Genomic DNA, 13,027 nt, shown 5'->3' with positions numbered 1-13,027 from the left:
CGGTCACACCACGTGTAGTGCGGTGACCGTCCAGCCTGTTCCGTCTGTATGGTCGATCCGACCCGCGACGGCAAATGTCTGCGTGCCTCGTGTGTACGTCGCACAGACTTCGGCGGTACTCTTCGACACTGCTTGAACGTGGGTGCGGTGAACGGCCGCGCCGCCCAGCTTCCGGGCCGAAAATTCCGAAGTATAAAGTCGCGCAACAACTTCCAGGACGGACGGCGTCAATACGCCCTTGAGTTGCCGCGGATTTCGTCGCCGGTCGACGGTTTCGAGAACCAGGCGAAGTGATCGGTTCCAGAAGATGTCGGCACCCGCCAACTGCGGTTCCAGCACGTGAGTGAAACCGGCACTGGGCGACGTCCCGTTGTGTGGCGACTTTCGTGGGCGACGCAGCATTCGGTCTGTTCGGCACTGCGCTCGGTCGGGTCGGCACTGCGGCCGCGTAAGCGCGACGGTATGCGCGTGAGGCTCGAATTGTGGTGCCGGCTCGAGAATGATTGTGCAGTCCTGCTCCATGACATCCCCCCGGATGATCGTGCGTCCGAGATGGTCGTCTCGGACTTCGCTCCCCCGAGCGATGGTGAGAAGCATGACACGAAACGCTCGAGATGTCGCCGTGATCACCATCGCGACTTAGGGTGATGGCGTGCGGGGACTTCTGTTGGATGTCGGTGGCGTGCTGTTCGGTCCGGGATCGGATCTCGACGGCTTGAGCGCGGTCGTGCGCGCGGTGAAGGCCCGCGGAATCGTGACGGGAATCGTCAGCAACGATCCCGGCGGTGCCAATGCTCAGTGGTTGCGGGATCTCGGAGACGGGGTCTTGGTCGACGACGTGATCTTGTCCGGTGATGTCGAGATGGCGAAGCCCGACGCCGAGATCTATCTGTTGGCGGCGAGTCGTTTGGGCGTCGAGCCGGAGGACTTCGTTTTCGTGGATGATCTCGAAATCAACGTCCGGGCGGCGGTGGCGGTCGGGATGGTCGGGGTCCACCACGGCGGCTCGGAATCGACCATCGAGGAGTTGTCGATTCTGTTCGATCTCGGCGACGGAGGGGACACGAAGCCATGGTGAACAGACTGACGACTCAGGATGCTGCTTTCTACTTCCTCGAAGCCGGGACGACGCCGATGCATGTCGGCTCGTTGGGGATCTTCCGGCAACTGCGAAACGGGATCGATCACGAGGAATTGCTTCGTCTGGTCGAAGAGCGGCTCGGATCGGTTCCGCGTTACCGCCAGCGAGTGCGTGAGGTGGCGTTCGGCCTGGCCCGCCCCGTCTGGGTGGACGACTCGGATTTCGACATCACCTATCACGTACGCCGATCGGCTCTGCCCAAACCAGGTTCCGACGAACAGCTGATGGATCTGATCGCGCGGCTGACGTCGAGACCCCTCGACAGCACGAGGCCGTTGTGGGAGATGTACCTGGTCGAGGGGCTGAGCAGAAACAGATTTGCCATCTTCACGAAGTCTCATTCGTCGTTGGTGGACGGCGAGGCGGCTCCAGAGATCAGTCAGGTGATCTTCGATCCGGAGAAGAATCGAGCTCCAGGCCCCGAAGAATTGTGGATGCCCGCCAGGCCGCCGAGCGATACCAGCTTGTTGGTCAGTGCAATGGCAGATCTCGTGACGAGCCCGGGGGAGGGGATCGCGCGGGCGCGTGCAGCGTTCAACGACGTGACCACATCCGTCACCGAGGCTGTGAGTGCACTCGGGAAACTCGCGGAAGTGGTTCGAACGGCGACCCAGGTGGCCCCGTCGAGCCCGCTCAACGCCACCATCTCGCGCAATCGACGCCTTGCGGTGGCCAAGACGTCTCTCGAGGACTATCGACGTATTCGCGCGCGGTACGGGTGCGAGATCAATGACGTGATTCTCACCGTCATCGCAGGTGCGATGCGGAACTGGCTGCTCTCGCGTGGTGAGCCGGTGACCGAGGCGACCATCGTGCGGGCGATGGTGCCCATGTCGGTGTACACGGACGGCCCCGAGAGTCCCGACGTCGACGATCCGCAGGCGCCGGGGCATGTTTCGTCGTTCCTCATCGACCTGCCTGTCGGTGAACCCAACGCGGTTGTTCGGCTCTCTCACGTGGCGCATGCGACGGAGGCATTCGCGCGTCAGGGTCGGCGGGTCACCGCGCAGACGATGGTGCGAATGTCCGGGTTTGCGCCGGCGACGCTGCATGCGATGAGCTCCCGTGCGGCCAGTAGTCTGTCGCAGCGAATGTTCAACTTGATGATCACCAATGCGCCAGGGCCACAGTTCCCGCTCTACCTCGGTGGGGCTCGGATGCTGGAGATGTATCCGGTGTCGCCACTGCTCAAGAATCAGACACTCAGCATCGCCCTGACGTCGTACGACGGAAATGTCTACTACGGTTTGAATGCCGACCGTGACGCGATGTCGGACGTCGACGTCGTTCGTTCGCTGATCTTCGAGTCACTCGAGGAATTGACGGATGCGAGTCGGTGACGAACGAGCATGAAGGTGGTCTCATGAGGGTGTACGTACCGGCGACGGTCGAGATTTTGCAGAAGTTGGTCGCAGATCAGGAGTTCGACCCGATGAGCCGGACGGCTTTTGCGGTCACGCCGACTCTGCGTGAGTCGTACGCGGCGGGCGACGACGACGAGTTGGCCGAGGTCGCCATGGGGGAGGCTGCGCGTGCGTCGCTGCGTCTGATCGCCGGAACCGAAGGTGACGTCACCTTCCGGCGTGCTGTCGTTGCCGCCGACGTCGACGATGCCGATGTGAAGTTGCGGCCCGATCTGGACGATTCTGTAGTTCGATTGGCGGGTCCTCTGACGATGGCTCAGGTTGCATCTGTGCATGTCGACCTCGAACAGGCAGAATCGGACATCGAGCGCGCTGCTGGCATAGTCGACGCGGCGGATCTCGGCGATGCTGATGCCGAGTTCACGCTCGGCGACGCGGAGGACCACGAGTTGGCGTGGTACGCCGCGCAGGAGTTGCCGTTCTTGCTCGACCTGCTGTGAATGTGCTTACCGTGAAGTAACCTACGGTACCGTAACCTGATAACCTACGGTACCGTAGGCAGTGGGTTCGGAAGGTGAGAGGTGGAGGTCTGATGGGTCTGAAGGACTGGATCGAGGCACCGGCAGCGTCGGTAGTTCCGGCAGCGCGGTCGAAGCTCAATCTGCTTCGTGGTGCGGCGGCTCGGCTGACCACACCATTGCTTCCCGACGACTATCTGCACCTCGCAAATCCGTTGTGGTCCGCCCGCGAGCTGCGTGGTCAGATCGTCGAAGTCCGGCCTGAGACCACGGATTCGGCGACCATCGTCATCAAGCCGGGGTGGGGATTCGACTTCAACTACCAGCCGGGGCAGTACATCGGCATCGGTCTGCATATCGACGGACGCTGGCATTGGCGGTCGTACTCACTTACTTCGCCTCCCAACTGGGAGAACAAGCGCATTTCCATCGCGGTCAAGGCCATGCCAGAGGGCTTTCTCTCGAGCCACCTCGTCAGCGGGGCCGTGCCGTCGGGAACCATCGTTCGACTGGCCACGCCTTCGGGCAACTTCGCGTTGCCGGATCCGCCGCCGGAGAAGATCCTGTTCATCACCGCCGGCAGTGGCATCACTCCGGTCATGGGCATGTTGCGGACGATGAACCGGCGCGGTCAATTGCCCGACGTCATGCACATCCACTCGGCGCCGACGGAATCCGACGTGATGTTCGCCGACGAACTCACGGCACTGCACGCCGAGCACGAGGACTTCGTGAGTCACGTTCAGCTCACTCGCCGCGACGGAAAATTCAAACTCAGTTCTCTCGACACGGTCTGCCCCGACTGGCGTGAGCGCCACACCTGGGCGTGCGGACCCCTTCCGTTGCTCGACGAGCTCGAAGACGTCTGGAAGGCGGAAGGCATCGAGGATCGACTCCATATGGAGCGATTCGCGGTTTCACGCATCGACGCCTCGGCGGACGGCGGCACGGTCACGTTCGAGAAGTCGGGTAAGACGATCACCGTCGACGGCGCGACGACGCTTCTGGAAGCCGGCGAGCAGTCCGGCGCCTTGATGCCCTTCGGTTGCCGCATGGGCATCTGCCAGACGTGTGTCGTGCCTCTCGTCGCCGGCCACGCAATCGACCTACGCTCGGGAAAACAGCACGCGGAGGGCGAGCGGATTCAGACGTGCATCTCCGCTGCCGCCGGCGACTGTACGCTGGACGCATAGCTTCTAGGCACACGGAGGACCACGGTGGCCATCACCGATATCAAAGAGTTTTCGCACCTCACCGAGGCCGATGTCGAAGCTCTCGGACGTGAACTCGATCAGATTCGACTCGACATCGAAGACTCTCGTGGAATCCGGGACGCCCGCTACATTCGTCGCGTCATTCGCGTCCAGCGGGCGTTGGAGCTCGGTGGGCGTATCGCGCTGTTCGGCAGTCGGTACCGACCGGCATGGCTGGTCGGCACGACCCTGCTGAGCCTGTCGAAGATCATCGAGAACATGGAGCTCGGGCATAACGTCATGCACGGGCAATGGGACTGGATGAACGATCCCGAGATTCACTCCGTTTCGTGGGAGTGGGATCAGACCGGTCCTTCCGAGCACTGGAAGCGTGCGCACAACTACCAGCACCACACGTACACCAACGTCGTCGGGATGGACGAGGACCTCGGTTTCGGGATCCTGCGTATGACGCGTGACGAGCCGTGGAAGCCGATCAACCTCTTCCAGCCGATCGCCAACGTAATCTTGGCGGCCACGTTCGAGTGGGGCATCGCGCTGCACGACCTCACGGCGGCAGCCGAGTTGGAGGGCGCGGAAAAGGGGCAACTGAACTCGCAGGCGAACAAAGACTTCGCGCGCAAGATCTTTCGTCAGGTGGGCAAGGACTTCATCTTGTTCCCCGCGCTGACGGGGCCGGCGTGGAAGTCGACCATGACGGCCAATGCCACCGCGAATCTCGTGCGCAACCTGTGGGCGTACGTCGTCATCTTCTGTGGTCACTTCCCGGACGGCGCCGAGAAGTTCACCGTTGCCGAATTCGAGCAGGAGACTCGTCACGAGTGGTACCTGCGCCAGATGCTCGGTAGCGCGAACTTCAATTCGGGCAAGCTCATGGGACTCATGAGCGGCAACTTGAGCTACCAGATCGAGCACCACGTCTTCCCTGATCTGCCGAGCAACCGCTACCCCGAAATTGCCGTGAAGATGCGTGCATTGTGCGAGAAGTTCGATCTCCCGTACACCACAGGTTCGCTCTTCAAGCAGTATCTCCTGGCGCTGCGCACGATCCACAAGCTGGCCTTGCCGGACAAGTGGCTGACTGCGACCTCGGACAATGCTCCGGAAACGTCCTCGGAACTACGGTTCCGCGACTCAGGGTTCCGGGGCGCAGCCATGGCGATGGTCGAGGACCTGCGTACCGATCCGGTCACCGGCAAGCGCCTCGGATTGTTGACCGCACTCAAGTCGCAGGCGCGTTCTCGCATGCCGAAGCGCCGGAAGTGATATAGGTTACATCGGGAAAAACCTAACCTACGGTGCCGTAAGTTACGCTACAGTAGGTGCAGTTGATCTGAACGATTCGAAGTCATGATCGTTCTGCACTTACTACTTTGCGCCTAACTCACTGCTAGGAGGCTTTCCATGGCGATTGCAGATGTCAAGGAATATGCACATCTCACGGACGCCGACATCGAGGCGCTCGGCCGCGAACTCGACGCGATTCGTCGCGACATCGAGGAGTCGCGCGGCGAAAAGGACGCGCGCTACGTGCGCAACGTCATTCGCCTGCAGCGTTCACTCGAAATCGGCGGCCGCGCAGTGCTTTTCGCCAGCCGTCGCCGTCCGGCGTGGCTCGCCGGAGTTGGCCTGCTGACGCTCTCGAAGATCATCGAGAACATGGAACTCGGGCACAACGTGATGCACGGTCAGTGGGACTGGATGAACGACCCGGAGATCCACTCCACCTCGTGGGAGTGGGACGTCACCGGCCCGTCTGCGCACTGGAAGCAGACCCACAACTACCTGCATCACAAGTACACCAACGTCCTCGGAATGGACGACGACGTCGGATACGGACTCTTGCGCGTCACCCGCGATCAGCGATGGAAGCCCTTCAACGCCGGCAATCTGGTCTACAACACGCTGCTCGCGCTGTTCTTCGAGTACGGCATCGCCGCACAGCACCTCGAGCTCGGCAAGGTGGCCAAGGGCCGCGCCGACAAGGAAGAGACCCAGCGCAAGCTCCGCGAGGTCGGCGAGAAGATCGGCAAGCAGGTCCTGCGCGACTACGTCATCTACCCGGCCATCACCGGCCCGGCGTGGAAGAGCACGTTGTCGGCCAACTTCACCGCCAACACCCTGCGGAACGTGTGGACCAACGCGGTCATCTTCTGCGGTCACTTCCCGGACGGTGCCGAGAAGTTCACCAAGGAAGACATCGACAAGGAAACGCAGGCTCAGTGGTACCTGCGTCAGATGCTCGGTAGCGCCAACATCGAGGGCAGCGCGCTCATGGACTTCATGACGGGCAACCTGAGCTACCAGATCGAGCATCACTTGTTCCCCGATCTGCCCAGCAACCGCTACAAGGACATCGCGGTCACGGTGCGTCAGCTCGCGGACAAGTACGACCTGCCGTACACGACGGGCCCACTTGCCGTGCAGTACGCCAAGTCCTGGCGCACCATCGCCAAGCTGTCGCTGCCCAACAAGTACCTCAAGGACACCGTCGACAATGCGCCCGAGACGGCGTCGGAGCGGATGTTCGACGGCGAACTGACGTCGACTGTCGATCCCGTGACCGGGCGTCGTAACGGTCTCAAGAGCGCCATCGCACGTAAGCGCAAGAGTGGAAAGCTGCGCAGCCTCCTCGGCCTGCGCTGATTTCCCGCCTGCGCTGACCATACGCAACAAGCGGCCCGACACCATTCGACATGGTGCCGGGCCGCTTTGCTGTTCTCGCTAAGGGGTGTCGCTCAGTACTGATCGTTGGACTTGATCGCTTCCAGCAGTTGTCGCACAGCGACGACGCGTCGAGCGGATTTGCCCTCCAGCAGGTCGAGCTTGCATTCGGGGTCTGCCGGCGGCCCGAGGTGCGTGCATCCGCGCGGGCAATCCTCGATCGCCGCAGCGAGATCCGAGAATGCAGCCACCACGTTCTCGGGCGAGATGTGCGCCAGACCGAACGAACGGATGCCCGGGGTGTCGATCACCCAGCCGCCACCGGCGAGGGGGAGTGCCACCGATTGCGTCGATGTGTGCCGGCCCTTGCCGACGCCGGATACGATGCCGACCGCTCGATTGGCATCGGGGACAAGGCGATTGACCAATGTCGATTTTCCGACACCGGAATGTCCGATCAGGGCGGTCAACTTGTGCTCGAGGATCTGCGTCAGTTCGTCCAGGGGATCGTCGCGACCGGCGACGACCACTTGGATGTCGAGGTCGGCGAAAGTGCTCGCGAATTCCTCGGGTGGTTCGAGGTCGCTCTTGGTCAGGCAGACGATCGGTGTCAGGCCACCCACGTAGGCGGCGACCAGTGCGCGCTCGACAAAACCGGTGCGCGGTGGGGGATCGGCGAGTGCCACGACGATGAGCAACTGCTCCGCGTTCGCGACGACGATGCGTTCGAAGGGATCAGTGTCGTCGGCCGTCCGTCGCAGAACCGTAGAACGCTCGGAGACCCGGACAATACGGGCGAGGGTATCGGTTTTGCCGGACAGATCGCCGACGATGTCCACCTGATCGCCGACGACGATGGGGGTTCGGCCAAGTTCGCGGGCACGCATCGTGACGATCAGTCGGTCGGGGTCGCCGCCGAGGACGCAACCCCAACGGCCACGATCCTTCGACACCACCATCCCCGATTCGGCCGAGAGATGTTCGGGCCGAGTCTTCGTACGGGGGCGGGATCCGCGGCCGGGACGTACCCGGACGTCGGACTCGTCGTACTGCCGCGGACTCAGAAGCTTGCCTTCGGTGTCGCCGGCGAACTCTCGAGCATGTCGATCCACATGTTCTCGAAGCCGGGCAGTGTCTTGGCTGTGGTTCCGACATCGTCGACGTCGACGCCGTCGACGACCAGGCCGATGATGGCGCCGGCTGTTGCCATCCGGTGGTCGGCATACGAGAGCCATTGTCCGCCGTGGAGTTCCGCGGGAACGATCGTCAGGCCGTCGTCGGTTTCGGTGACGGAACCGCCGAGCTTGTTGATCTCGTCGGCGAGGGCGGCCAGACGGTCGGTCTCGTGCCCGCGCAGGTGTGCAATACCTCGCAGATGCGAGGTGCCCTCGGCGAGAGCGGCCAGGGCCGCGACGGTGGGGGTCAGCTCTCCCACGTCGTGGAGGTCGATGTCGATGCCGCGCAGTTTCTCCGGGCCGCGAACGGTCAGCACGCCGTCGGCAAGAGTGACGTCGGCGCCCATCGAGGCGAGGATCCCGCGGATCGCGTCGCCGGGCTGCGTCGTCGACGACGGCCACATCGGGACGCTGACGGTTCCGCCGGTAACAGCGGCTGCGGCCAGGAACGGTGTGGCGTTGGAGAGATCGGGTTCGATCGCCCAGTCCACGGCGCGCACCGGCCCCGGTGCCACCCGCCACGTGTCTGCGTCTCCGCCCGTGGCCGGTGTCGTCACGGAAACTCCGGATTGGCGGAGCATCTCGACGGTCATGTCGATGTGTGGCATGGACGGGACGGGCTTGCCGTCGTGGTGAACGGTGACACCCTCTTCGAAGGCAGCAGCCGAGAGCAGGAGACCGGAGACGAACTGCGACGAGCCGGATGCGTCGATGGTGACCGTTCCTCCGCGTAGGGATCCGGTTCCGGTGACGGTGAACGGGAGTGCGTCACCCTCGATCCGAGCGCCGAGACCGCGCAGTGCCTCCAAGATGGTGCCGAGGGGGCGTGTGCGTGCTTGCTCGTCGCCGTCGAAGCGGACGATGCCGTCGGCCATCGCGGCGAGTGGCGGCAGGAAGCGCATCACGGTGCCGGCCAGGCCGCAGTCGACCTCGCCGCCGCGCAGGGGCCCAGGGGTGATGCGAAGCGTGGTCGGATCGCCGGCTTCCTCGACTCCGATGCCGAGGTCACGCAGAGCTGCGATCATCAGGTCGGCGTCACGGCTGCGAAGTGCACCGGTGATCGTGGACGGGCCATCCGCAAGTGCGGCAAGAATCAGAGCTCGATTGGTGATGGACTTGGATCCGGGCAGCGTCACCACTGCATCGACGGGTGCTTGGGCCCTCGGGGCGCTCCACAGACTCAGACTCACATGGTCCATCTTCTCTCATCGATGGGGGAATGGTCGAAACCGTGCCACCCTGGGTGTCATGTGCGGAAGGTATGCGACCACAGCGGACCCGGCCACCCTGGCGGTGGAACTCGATGCGCTCGACGAGACGGACCACTCGGCGCCCGTCGAAGCCGACTACAACGTGGCCCCCACGACCGAGGTGTTGACCGTCGTCGAACGCCACGATCGGGAGAACCCCGACAGCGATCCGACCAAGAGGATTCGGCGGATGCGGTGGGGATTGGTGCCGTCGTGGACCAAGGAGCTGGGCAAAGGCCCGGTCCTGTTCAACGCCCGCGCCGACTCGCTGGCGGAGAAGCCGGCGTTTCGGACCGCCTTCAAGTTCAAGCGTTGCCTGGTCCCCATGGACGGGTGGTACGAGTGGCAGACCGAGGCCACCGGCGGGAAAAAGGCAGCGAAGATTCCTTACTACATGCACCCCGACGACGGATCACGGCTGTTCATGGCGGGCGTGTGGTCTGCCTGGCGGGACCCGAGGGTCGAGAACGCGGGCCCCGTCCTGAGCTGCTCGATCGTCACAGTCGACTCTCTCGGTCACCTCGAGCAGGTTCACGACCGCATGCCCCTCGCCCTGCCTCGTGACCGCTGGGAGGCATGGCTCGATCCCGACAACACCGTCGATTCGGCTCTGCTCGAACCGGTACCGGACCTCTTCGAGCGGATCGACGTCGATCGAGTCCGGCCGCTGGTCAACAGTGTCAAGAACAACGGGCACGAGTTGATCGAGCCGGACGTCGACCGTGCCGGCGAGCAGATCAGCCTGCTCTAGTGGTCAGCCGAGAGCCCAGGTAACGGTCACCTCGAACGAGACCTGCTGGGTTCCCGGGGCGAGAACCATGTCGGACATCGAGGCGTCGGGAGCGCGCATGGTCTGACCGCCGCTCGTGTCGTGTGCCTCGGTGATGGTCACGACGTTCTCGAGCGACGTACCGGACAGATCCGCGTACTGCTCGGCACGGTTCTTCGCGTCCTCGAAGGCCCGGGTGCGAGCGTCGGCCAGAAGCTGAGAGTCGTCGTCGATGGCGAAGGCGACGTTGCCGAGCCGTGCCGCGTTTCCGCCCGCCGCGATGCCGGCGTCCAGGACAGAAGAGGCCTTGTCGAGATCGCGTACGACGATTCGTACCGAGTTGGTTGCCCGGTAGCCGGTCACGTTGCCGCCGACGAACGGTCCGCCGCTGGCGTCGTACTGCGGCTGGACGGACAGATCGCTTGTCTGCACGTCCTCGGGGGCCACACCGGCGGCGACTATCGCGTCGATCATCTGACGGGCCTTGTCATTCGCCTCCGAGACCGCTCCCGATACATCCGGGGCAACCACCTCGATGCCGATGTCGGCATTGAGGATGTCCGGCGCCCCGCGGACCTGCCCTGATCCGACTACCGTGACTTCCTTGGCGGCATTGTCCGAACTCCCGCAGGCCGTCAGCGAGACGGTGAGAGCCGCCGCTGCAGCGGTCAGTGCAAGAGTTTTCAGGTGTGGTCGCATGGTGAGACCGTAGCGACCGGATACTCAGCCCGCCGTGATTTGCGCCGTGACCGCGCCACTCAACTGCGCGAGGTCCGTCGGAGCCAGCTCGATCTCGAGCCCGCGTCGACCGGCGCTGCAGAGAATGCGGTCCCAGTCGAGCGCCGACGCATCGATCACGGTCGGCAGTTTCTTGCGTTGGCCGAGCGGTGAGATACCGCCGAAGACGTAGCCGCTCGAGCGCTCGGCTTCGGCGCGATCGGCCATGACGGCTTTGCTTGCACCGAGGGCAGCGGCTGCGGCTTTGAGCGAGAGCTTGTTCGGGACCGGCAGGACCGCGACGGCGAGCTTGCCGGTGTCGAGTTTGACGACCAAGGTCTTGAAGATCTGTGCGGCCTCGACTCCTACCAACTCGGCCAGTGCAGTGACCGCCTCGTCGCCGAACGATTCGGCGCGAGGATCGTGGTCGTAGCTGTGAACGCGGTGCGGTGTCTTCGACTTGTCGAGAAGTACGGTCGCAGGGGTCGCTGTTCCGGCCATGAGGAACACCCTATGTGGATCGCCGACAGGTGCATCCGACCAGGCCGGGAACAGAGTCGCAGACTCCCGTGTTGGTACCAGTTGATGAAACTTGTCCCGAGAAGCGAAGGAGCGACCGTGCTGGCTGTGTGTGAGCCACCACCGGCCCGTGGGTCGGATCTTCAGTTGGCGGTAACCTTGATCCCTACGGCTAGTGAAGGGATCAGAGTGCTGGAACACGACCGGCCCAAGGACGAACCGTCAGGGGTAACTGAACCTATCGACGGCGCTGTGTCCGAAACGCCCGAAACTGCGGATGAGTTGATTGCCCGGTTCGAGCGCGACGCGCTCCCGCTGCTCGACCAGTTGTACGGCGCTGCCCTGCGCATGACGCGGAATCCGGCTGATGCCGAGGATCTCGTGCAGGAGACGTACGTCAAGGCGTACACCGCTTTCCGTTCGTTCCGTGCCGGTACCAACCTGAAAGCCTGGCTGTACCGGATTCTCACGAACACCTACATCAACTCGTACCGCAAGAAGCAGCGCCAACCCGCGCAGTATCCGACGGACGAGATCACCGACTGGCAGTTGGCTGCCACCGCCGAGCACACCTCGACGGGGCTGCGATCGGCCGAGGTGGAGGCGCTCGACGCGTTGCCTGACGATGACATCAAGGCGGCGCTGCAGTCGCTTCCCGAGGAATTCCGTATGGCCGTGTACTACGCCGATGTCGAAGGATTCCCGTACAAGGAGATCGCGGAGATCATGGGCACACCCATCGGAACGGTGATGTCGCGACTGCACCGTGGTCGCAAGCAATTGCGTGGTCTTTTGGCCGATGTCGCAAAAGACCGGGGATTCAATCGGGACGGCGCGGTCGACACAGCCACAGTCGCAGCCACCGAGACGGAAGGTGTCACACGATGAGTGAGCAGGACGAATTCGAAAGGCTCGACTGCTCGGCAGTCATCGCCGACGTCTGGTTGATGCTCGACGGTGAATGCGACGATTCAAGTCGTGCTCGCCTGCAGCGTCATATCGACGATTGTGGATCGTGCCTCGAGGCCTACGGGATCGAGGAGAAGGTCAAGAGCCTGATCAACCGTAAGTGCGGTGGAGACCACGCGCCGGAAAGCCTGCGTCAGCGGCTCACCGTCGAGTTGCGTCGGACCATCGTCATAACGACTACCGAAACCGACAGCTAGCCCGTCAGCGAAGATCTGAGCGGCAGCAGTCGGAAGGCAGTAACGCCGAGGGGCGGGGAAGCAATGCTTCCCCGCCCCTCGGACGTTTTGTTGCGCTACATGTCAGGCGTTTGGACGCTTGCCATGGTTAGCGGCGTTGCCCTTACGGCTGCGCTTCTTACGACCACGCTTACCCATGATTGGTCTCCCTTCTGTTTCTTTCGCGTCATTGTTTCACGCCGATGCCGGTGTGGTTCCATTGGCAGGTCGATCGAGTGATCCGTCGACGTATTTTCGTGGTCAGAGTGCAGTTCCGACAGAAGTGAGGTTCACGATGGCAGAAGACGTGCGCGCCGAGATGGTTTCGACGGTCTACCAGGTCGTCGTGAGCGAGGGAGACGTCGTTGCGGACGGCGACACCCTGGTCATCCTCGAATCCATGAAGATGGAGATTCCCGTCCTGGCCGAGGTTCCGGGAACGGTGACGACGGTGGGCGTCAAGGTCGGCGACGTGATTCAGCAAGGCGATCTGATCGCCGTGATCTCCTAAG

General features: G+C 63.1%; 15 protein-coding genes. 10 read left to right on the top strand and 5 right to left on the bottom strand.

The genetic code is table 11. The annotated features are described in order from the left end of the window. Nucleotides 1-3 precede the first annotated feature (3 nt). Nucleotides 4-597 carry an Rv3235 family protein gene (locus tag CPI83_RS18435; RefSeq protein WP_020969220.1) on the bottom strand — a complete coding sequence of 198 codons (594 nt, stop codon included), beginning with the start codon at nt 595-597 and terminating at the stop codon, nt 4-6. Between the two features lie 55 nt (nt 598-652). On the opposite strand from CPI83_RS18435, the gene CPI83_RS18430 reads away from it, so the two are divergent. From CPI83_RS18430 to CPI83_RS18405, 6 genes are all read left to right on the top strand, one after another. Further along, on the top strand, nt 653-1,078 hold the full coding sequence (locus CPI83_RS18430; protein ID WP_097387533.1) for an HAD-IA family hydrolase: 426 nt from the start codon (nt 653-655) through the stop codon (nt 1,076-1,078). After that, a complete protein-coding gene (locus CPI83_RS18425) occupies nt 1,072-2,481 on the top strand; it encodes a wax ester/triacylglycerol synthase family O-acyltransferase (protein WP_020969222.1) in 1,410 nt (469 codons plus the stop codon). The genes CPI83_RS18430 and CPI83_RS18425 overlap by 7 nt, the downstream gene beginning before the upstream one ends. A 23-nt stretch (nt 2,482-2,504) precedes the next feature. Next, nucleotides 2,505-3,005, top strand: a complete 501-nt coding sequence (locus CPI83_RS18420) for a hypothetical protein (RefSeq protein ID WP_029255041.1) — start codon at nt 2,505-2,507, stop codon at nt 3,003-3,005. A 92-nt stretch (nt 3,006-3,097) separates the two neighbouring features. Then, nucleotides 3,098-4,216 (top strand): ferredoxin reductase, encoded by a 1,119-nt coding sequence (locus CPI83_RS18415; RefSeq protein ID WP_003940928.1) that lies wholly within the window; start codon nt 3,098-3,100, stop codon nt 4,214-4,216. Between the two features lie 24 nt (nt 4,217-4,240). After that, entirely contained in the window at nt 4,241-5,503 is a 1,263-nt protein-coding gene (locus CPI83_RS18410) for an acyl-CoA desaturase (RefSeq protein WP_097387532.1), read from the top strand. 138 nt (nt 5,504-5,641) lie between these two features. Further along, nucleotides 5,642-6,883: a fatty acid desaturase gene (locus tag CPI83_RS18405; RefSeq protein ID WP_019747790.1), complete on the top strand. Its 1,242-nt coding sequence runs from the start codon at nt 5,642-5,644 to the stop codon at nt 6,881-6,883. A gap of 92 nt (nt 6,884-6,975) precedes the next feature. Here CPI83_RS18405 and rsgA read toward each other — a convergent pair whose 3' ends face one another. Both rsgA and aroA read right to left on the bottom strand, forming a co-directional pair. Continuing rightward, nucleotides 6,976-8,013 (bottom strand): ribosome small subunit-dependent GTPase A, encoded by a 1,038-nt coding sequence (rsgA, locus tag CPI83_RS18400; RefSeq protein WP_007731200.1) that lies wholly within the window; start codon nt 8,011-8,013, stop codon nt 6,976-6,978. After that, entirely contained in the window at nt 7,962-9,275 is a 1,314-nt protein-coding gene (gene aroA / locus CPI83_RS18395) for a 3-phosphoshikimate 1-carboxyvinyltransferase (RefSeq protein WP_019747791.1), read from the bottom strand. The genes rsgA and aroA overlap by 52 nt, the downstream gene beginning before the upstream one ends. A 49-nt stretch (nt 9,276-9,324) precedes the next feature. Here aroA and CPI83_RS18390 point away from each other — a divergent pair, with 49 nt between their 5' ends. Continuing rightward, complete coding sequence (locus CPI83_RS18390; protein WP_042951416.1) at nt 9,325-10,077, top strand: SOS response-associated peptidase; 753 nt, start codon at nt 9,325-9,327, stop codon at nt 10,075-10,077. A 3-nt stretch (nt 10,078-10,080) separates the two neighbouring features. On the opposite strand, the gene CPI83_RS18385 is transcribed toward CPI83_RS18390, so the two are convergent. Both CPI83_RS18385 and ybaK read right to left on the bottom strand, forming a co-directional pair. Next, nucleotides 10,081-10,794: an SIMPL domain-containing protein gene (locus CPI83_RS18385; protein ID WP_021332569.1), complete on the bottom strand. Its 714-nt coding sequence runs from the start codon at nt 10,792-10,794 to the stop codon at nt 10,081-10,083. A gap of 24 nt (nt 10,795-10,818) precedes the next feature. Further along, a complete protein-coding gene (gene ybaK / locus CPI83_RS18380; RefSeq protein ID WP_019747794.1) occupies nt 10,819-11,313 on the bottom strand; it encodes a Cys-tRNA(Pro) deacylase in 495 nt (164 codons plus the stop codon). A gap of 258 nt (nt 11,314-11,571) precedes the next feature. On the opposite strand from ybaK, the gene CPI83_RS18375 reads away from it, so the two are divergent. From CPI83_RS18375 to CPI83_RS18360, 3 genes are all read left to right on the top strand, one after another. Continuing rightward, the gene (locus CPI83_RS18375) at nt 11,572-12,219 is read left to right on the top strand and encodes a sigma-70 family RNA polymerase sigma factor (protein WP_085989606.1); all 648 of its coding nucleotides are present in this window, start codon (nt 11,572-11,574) and stop codon (nt 12,217-12,219) included. Beyond that, on the top strand, nt 12,216-12,497 hold the full coding sequence (gene rsrA, locus CPI83_RS18370; protein ID WP_003940722.1) for a mycothiol system anti-sigma-R factor: 282 nt from the start codon (nt 12,216-12,218) through the stop codon (nt 12,495-12,497). The genes CPI83_RS18375 and rsrA overlap by 4 nt, the downstream gene beginning before the upstream one ends. A gap of 313 nt (nt 12,498-12,810) precedes the next feature. Next, nucleotides 12,811-13,026 carry a biotin/lipoyl-binding carrier protein gene (locus CPI83_RS18360; RefSeq protein WP_007731208.1) on the top strand — a complete coding sequence of 72 codons (216 nt, stop codon included), beginning with the start codon at nt 12,811-12,813 and terminating at the stop codon, nt 13,024-13,026. Nucleotide 13,027 lies beyond the last annotated feature (1 nt).

The sequence above is a fragment of the Rhodococcus sp. H-CA8f genome (genome assembly GCF_002501585.1).
In the GTDB taxonomy this organism is placed as follows: Bacteria; Actinomycetota; Actinomycetes; order Mycobacteriales; family Mycobacteriaceae; genus Rhodococcus_F; species Rhodococcus_F erythropolis.
Note: the sequence above shows the minus strand (reverse complement) of the source record. Positions and strands in the feature narration are given on the sequence as shown.

Excerpts from the sequence above, each read along its gene's own strand:
- CPI83_RS18420 (WP_029255041.1), top strand. The coding sequence starts at position 2,505 with ATGAGGGTGTACGTACCGGCGACGGTCGAGATTTTGCAGAAGTTGGTC.
- CPI83_RS18425 (WP_020969222.1), top strand. The coding sequence starts at position 1,072 with ATGGTGAACAGACTGACGACTCAGGATGCTGCTTTCTACTTCCTCGAA.
- CPI83_RS18385 (WP_021332569.1), bottom strand. The coding sequence starts at position 10,794 with ATGCGACCACACCTGAAAACTCTTGCACTGACCGCTGCAGCGGCGGCT.
- CPI83_RS18390 (WP_042951416.1), top strand. The coding sequence starts at position 9,325 with ATGTGCGGAAGGTATGCGACCACAGCGGACCCGGCCACCCTGGCGGTG.
- ybaK (WP_019747794.1), bottom strand. The coding sequence starts at position 11,313 with ATGGCCGGAACAGCGACCCCTGCGACCGTACTTCTCGACAAGTCGAAG.
- rsrA (WP_003940722.1), top strand. The coding sequence starts at position 12,216 with ATGAGTGAGCAGGACGAATTCGAAAGGCTCGACTGCTCGGCAGTCATC.
- CPI83_RS18415 (WP_003940928.1), top strand. The coding sequence starts at position 3,098 with ATGGGTCTGAAGGACTGGATCGAGGCACCGGCAGCGTCGGTAGTTCCG.
- CPI83_RS18435 (WP_020969220.1), bottom strand. The coding sequence starts at position 597 with ATGCTTCTCACCATCGCTCGGGGGAGCGAAGTCCGAGACGACCATCTC.
- aroA (WP_019747791.1), bottom strand. The coding sequence starts at position 9,275 with ATGGACCATGTGAGTCTGAGTCTGTGGAGCGCCCCGAGGGCCCAAGCA.
- CPI83_RS18405 (WP_019747790.1), top strand. The coding sequence starts at position 5,642 with ATGGCGATTGCAGATGTCAAGGAATATGCACATCTCACGGACGCCGAC.
- CPI83_RS18360 (WP_007731208.1), top strand. The coding sequence starts at position 12,811 with ATGGCAGAAGACGTGCGCGCCGAGATGGTTTCGACGGTCTACCAGGTC.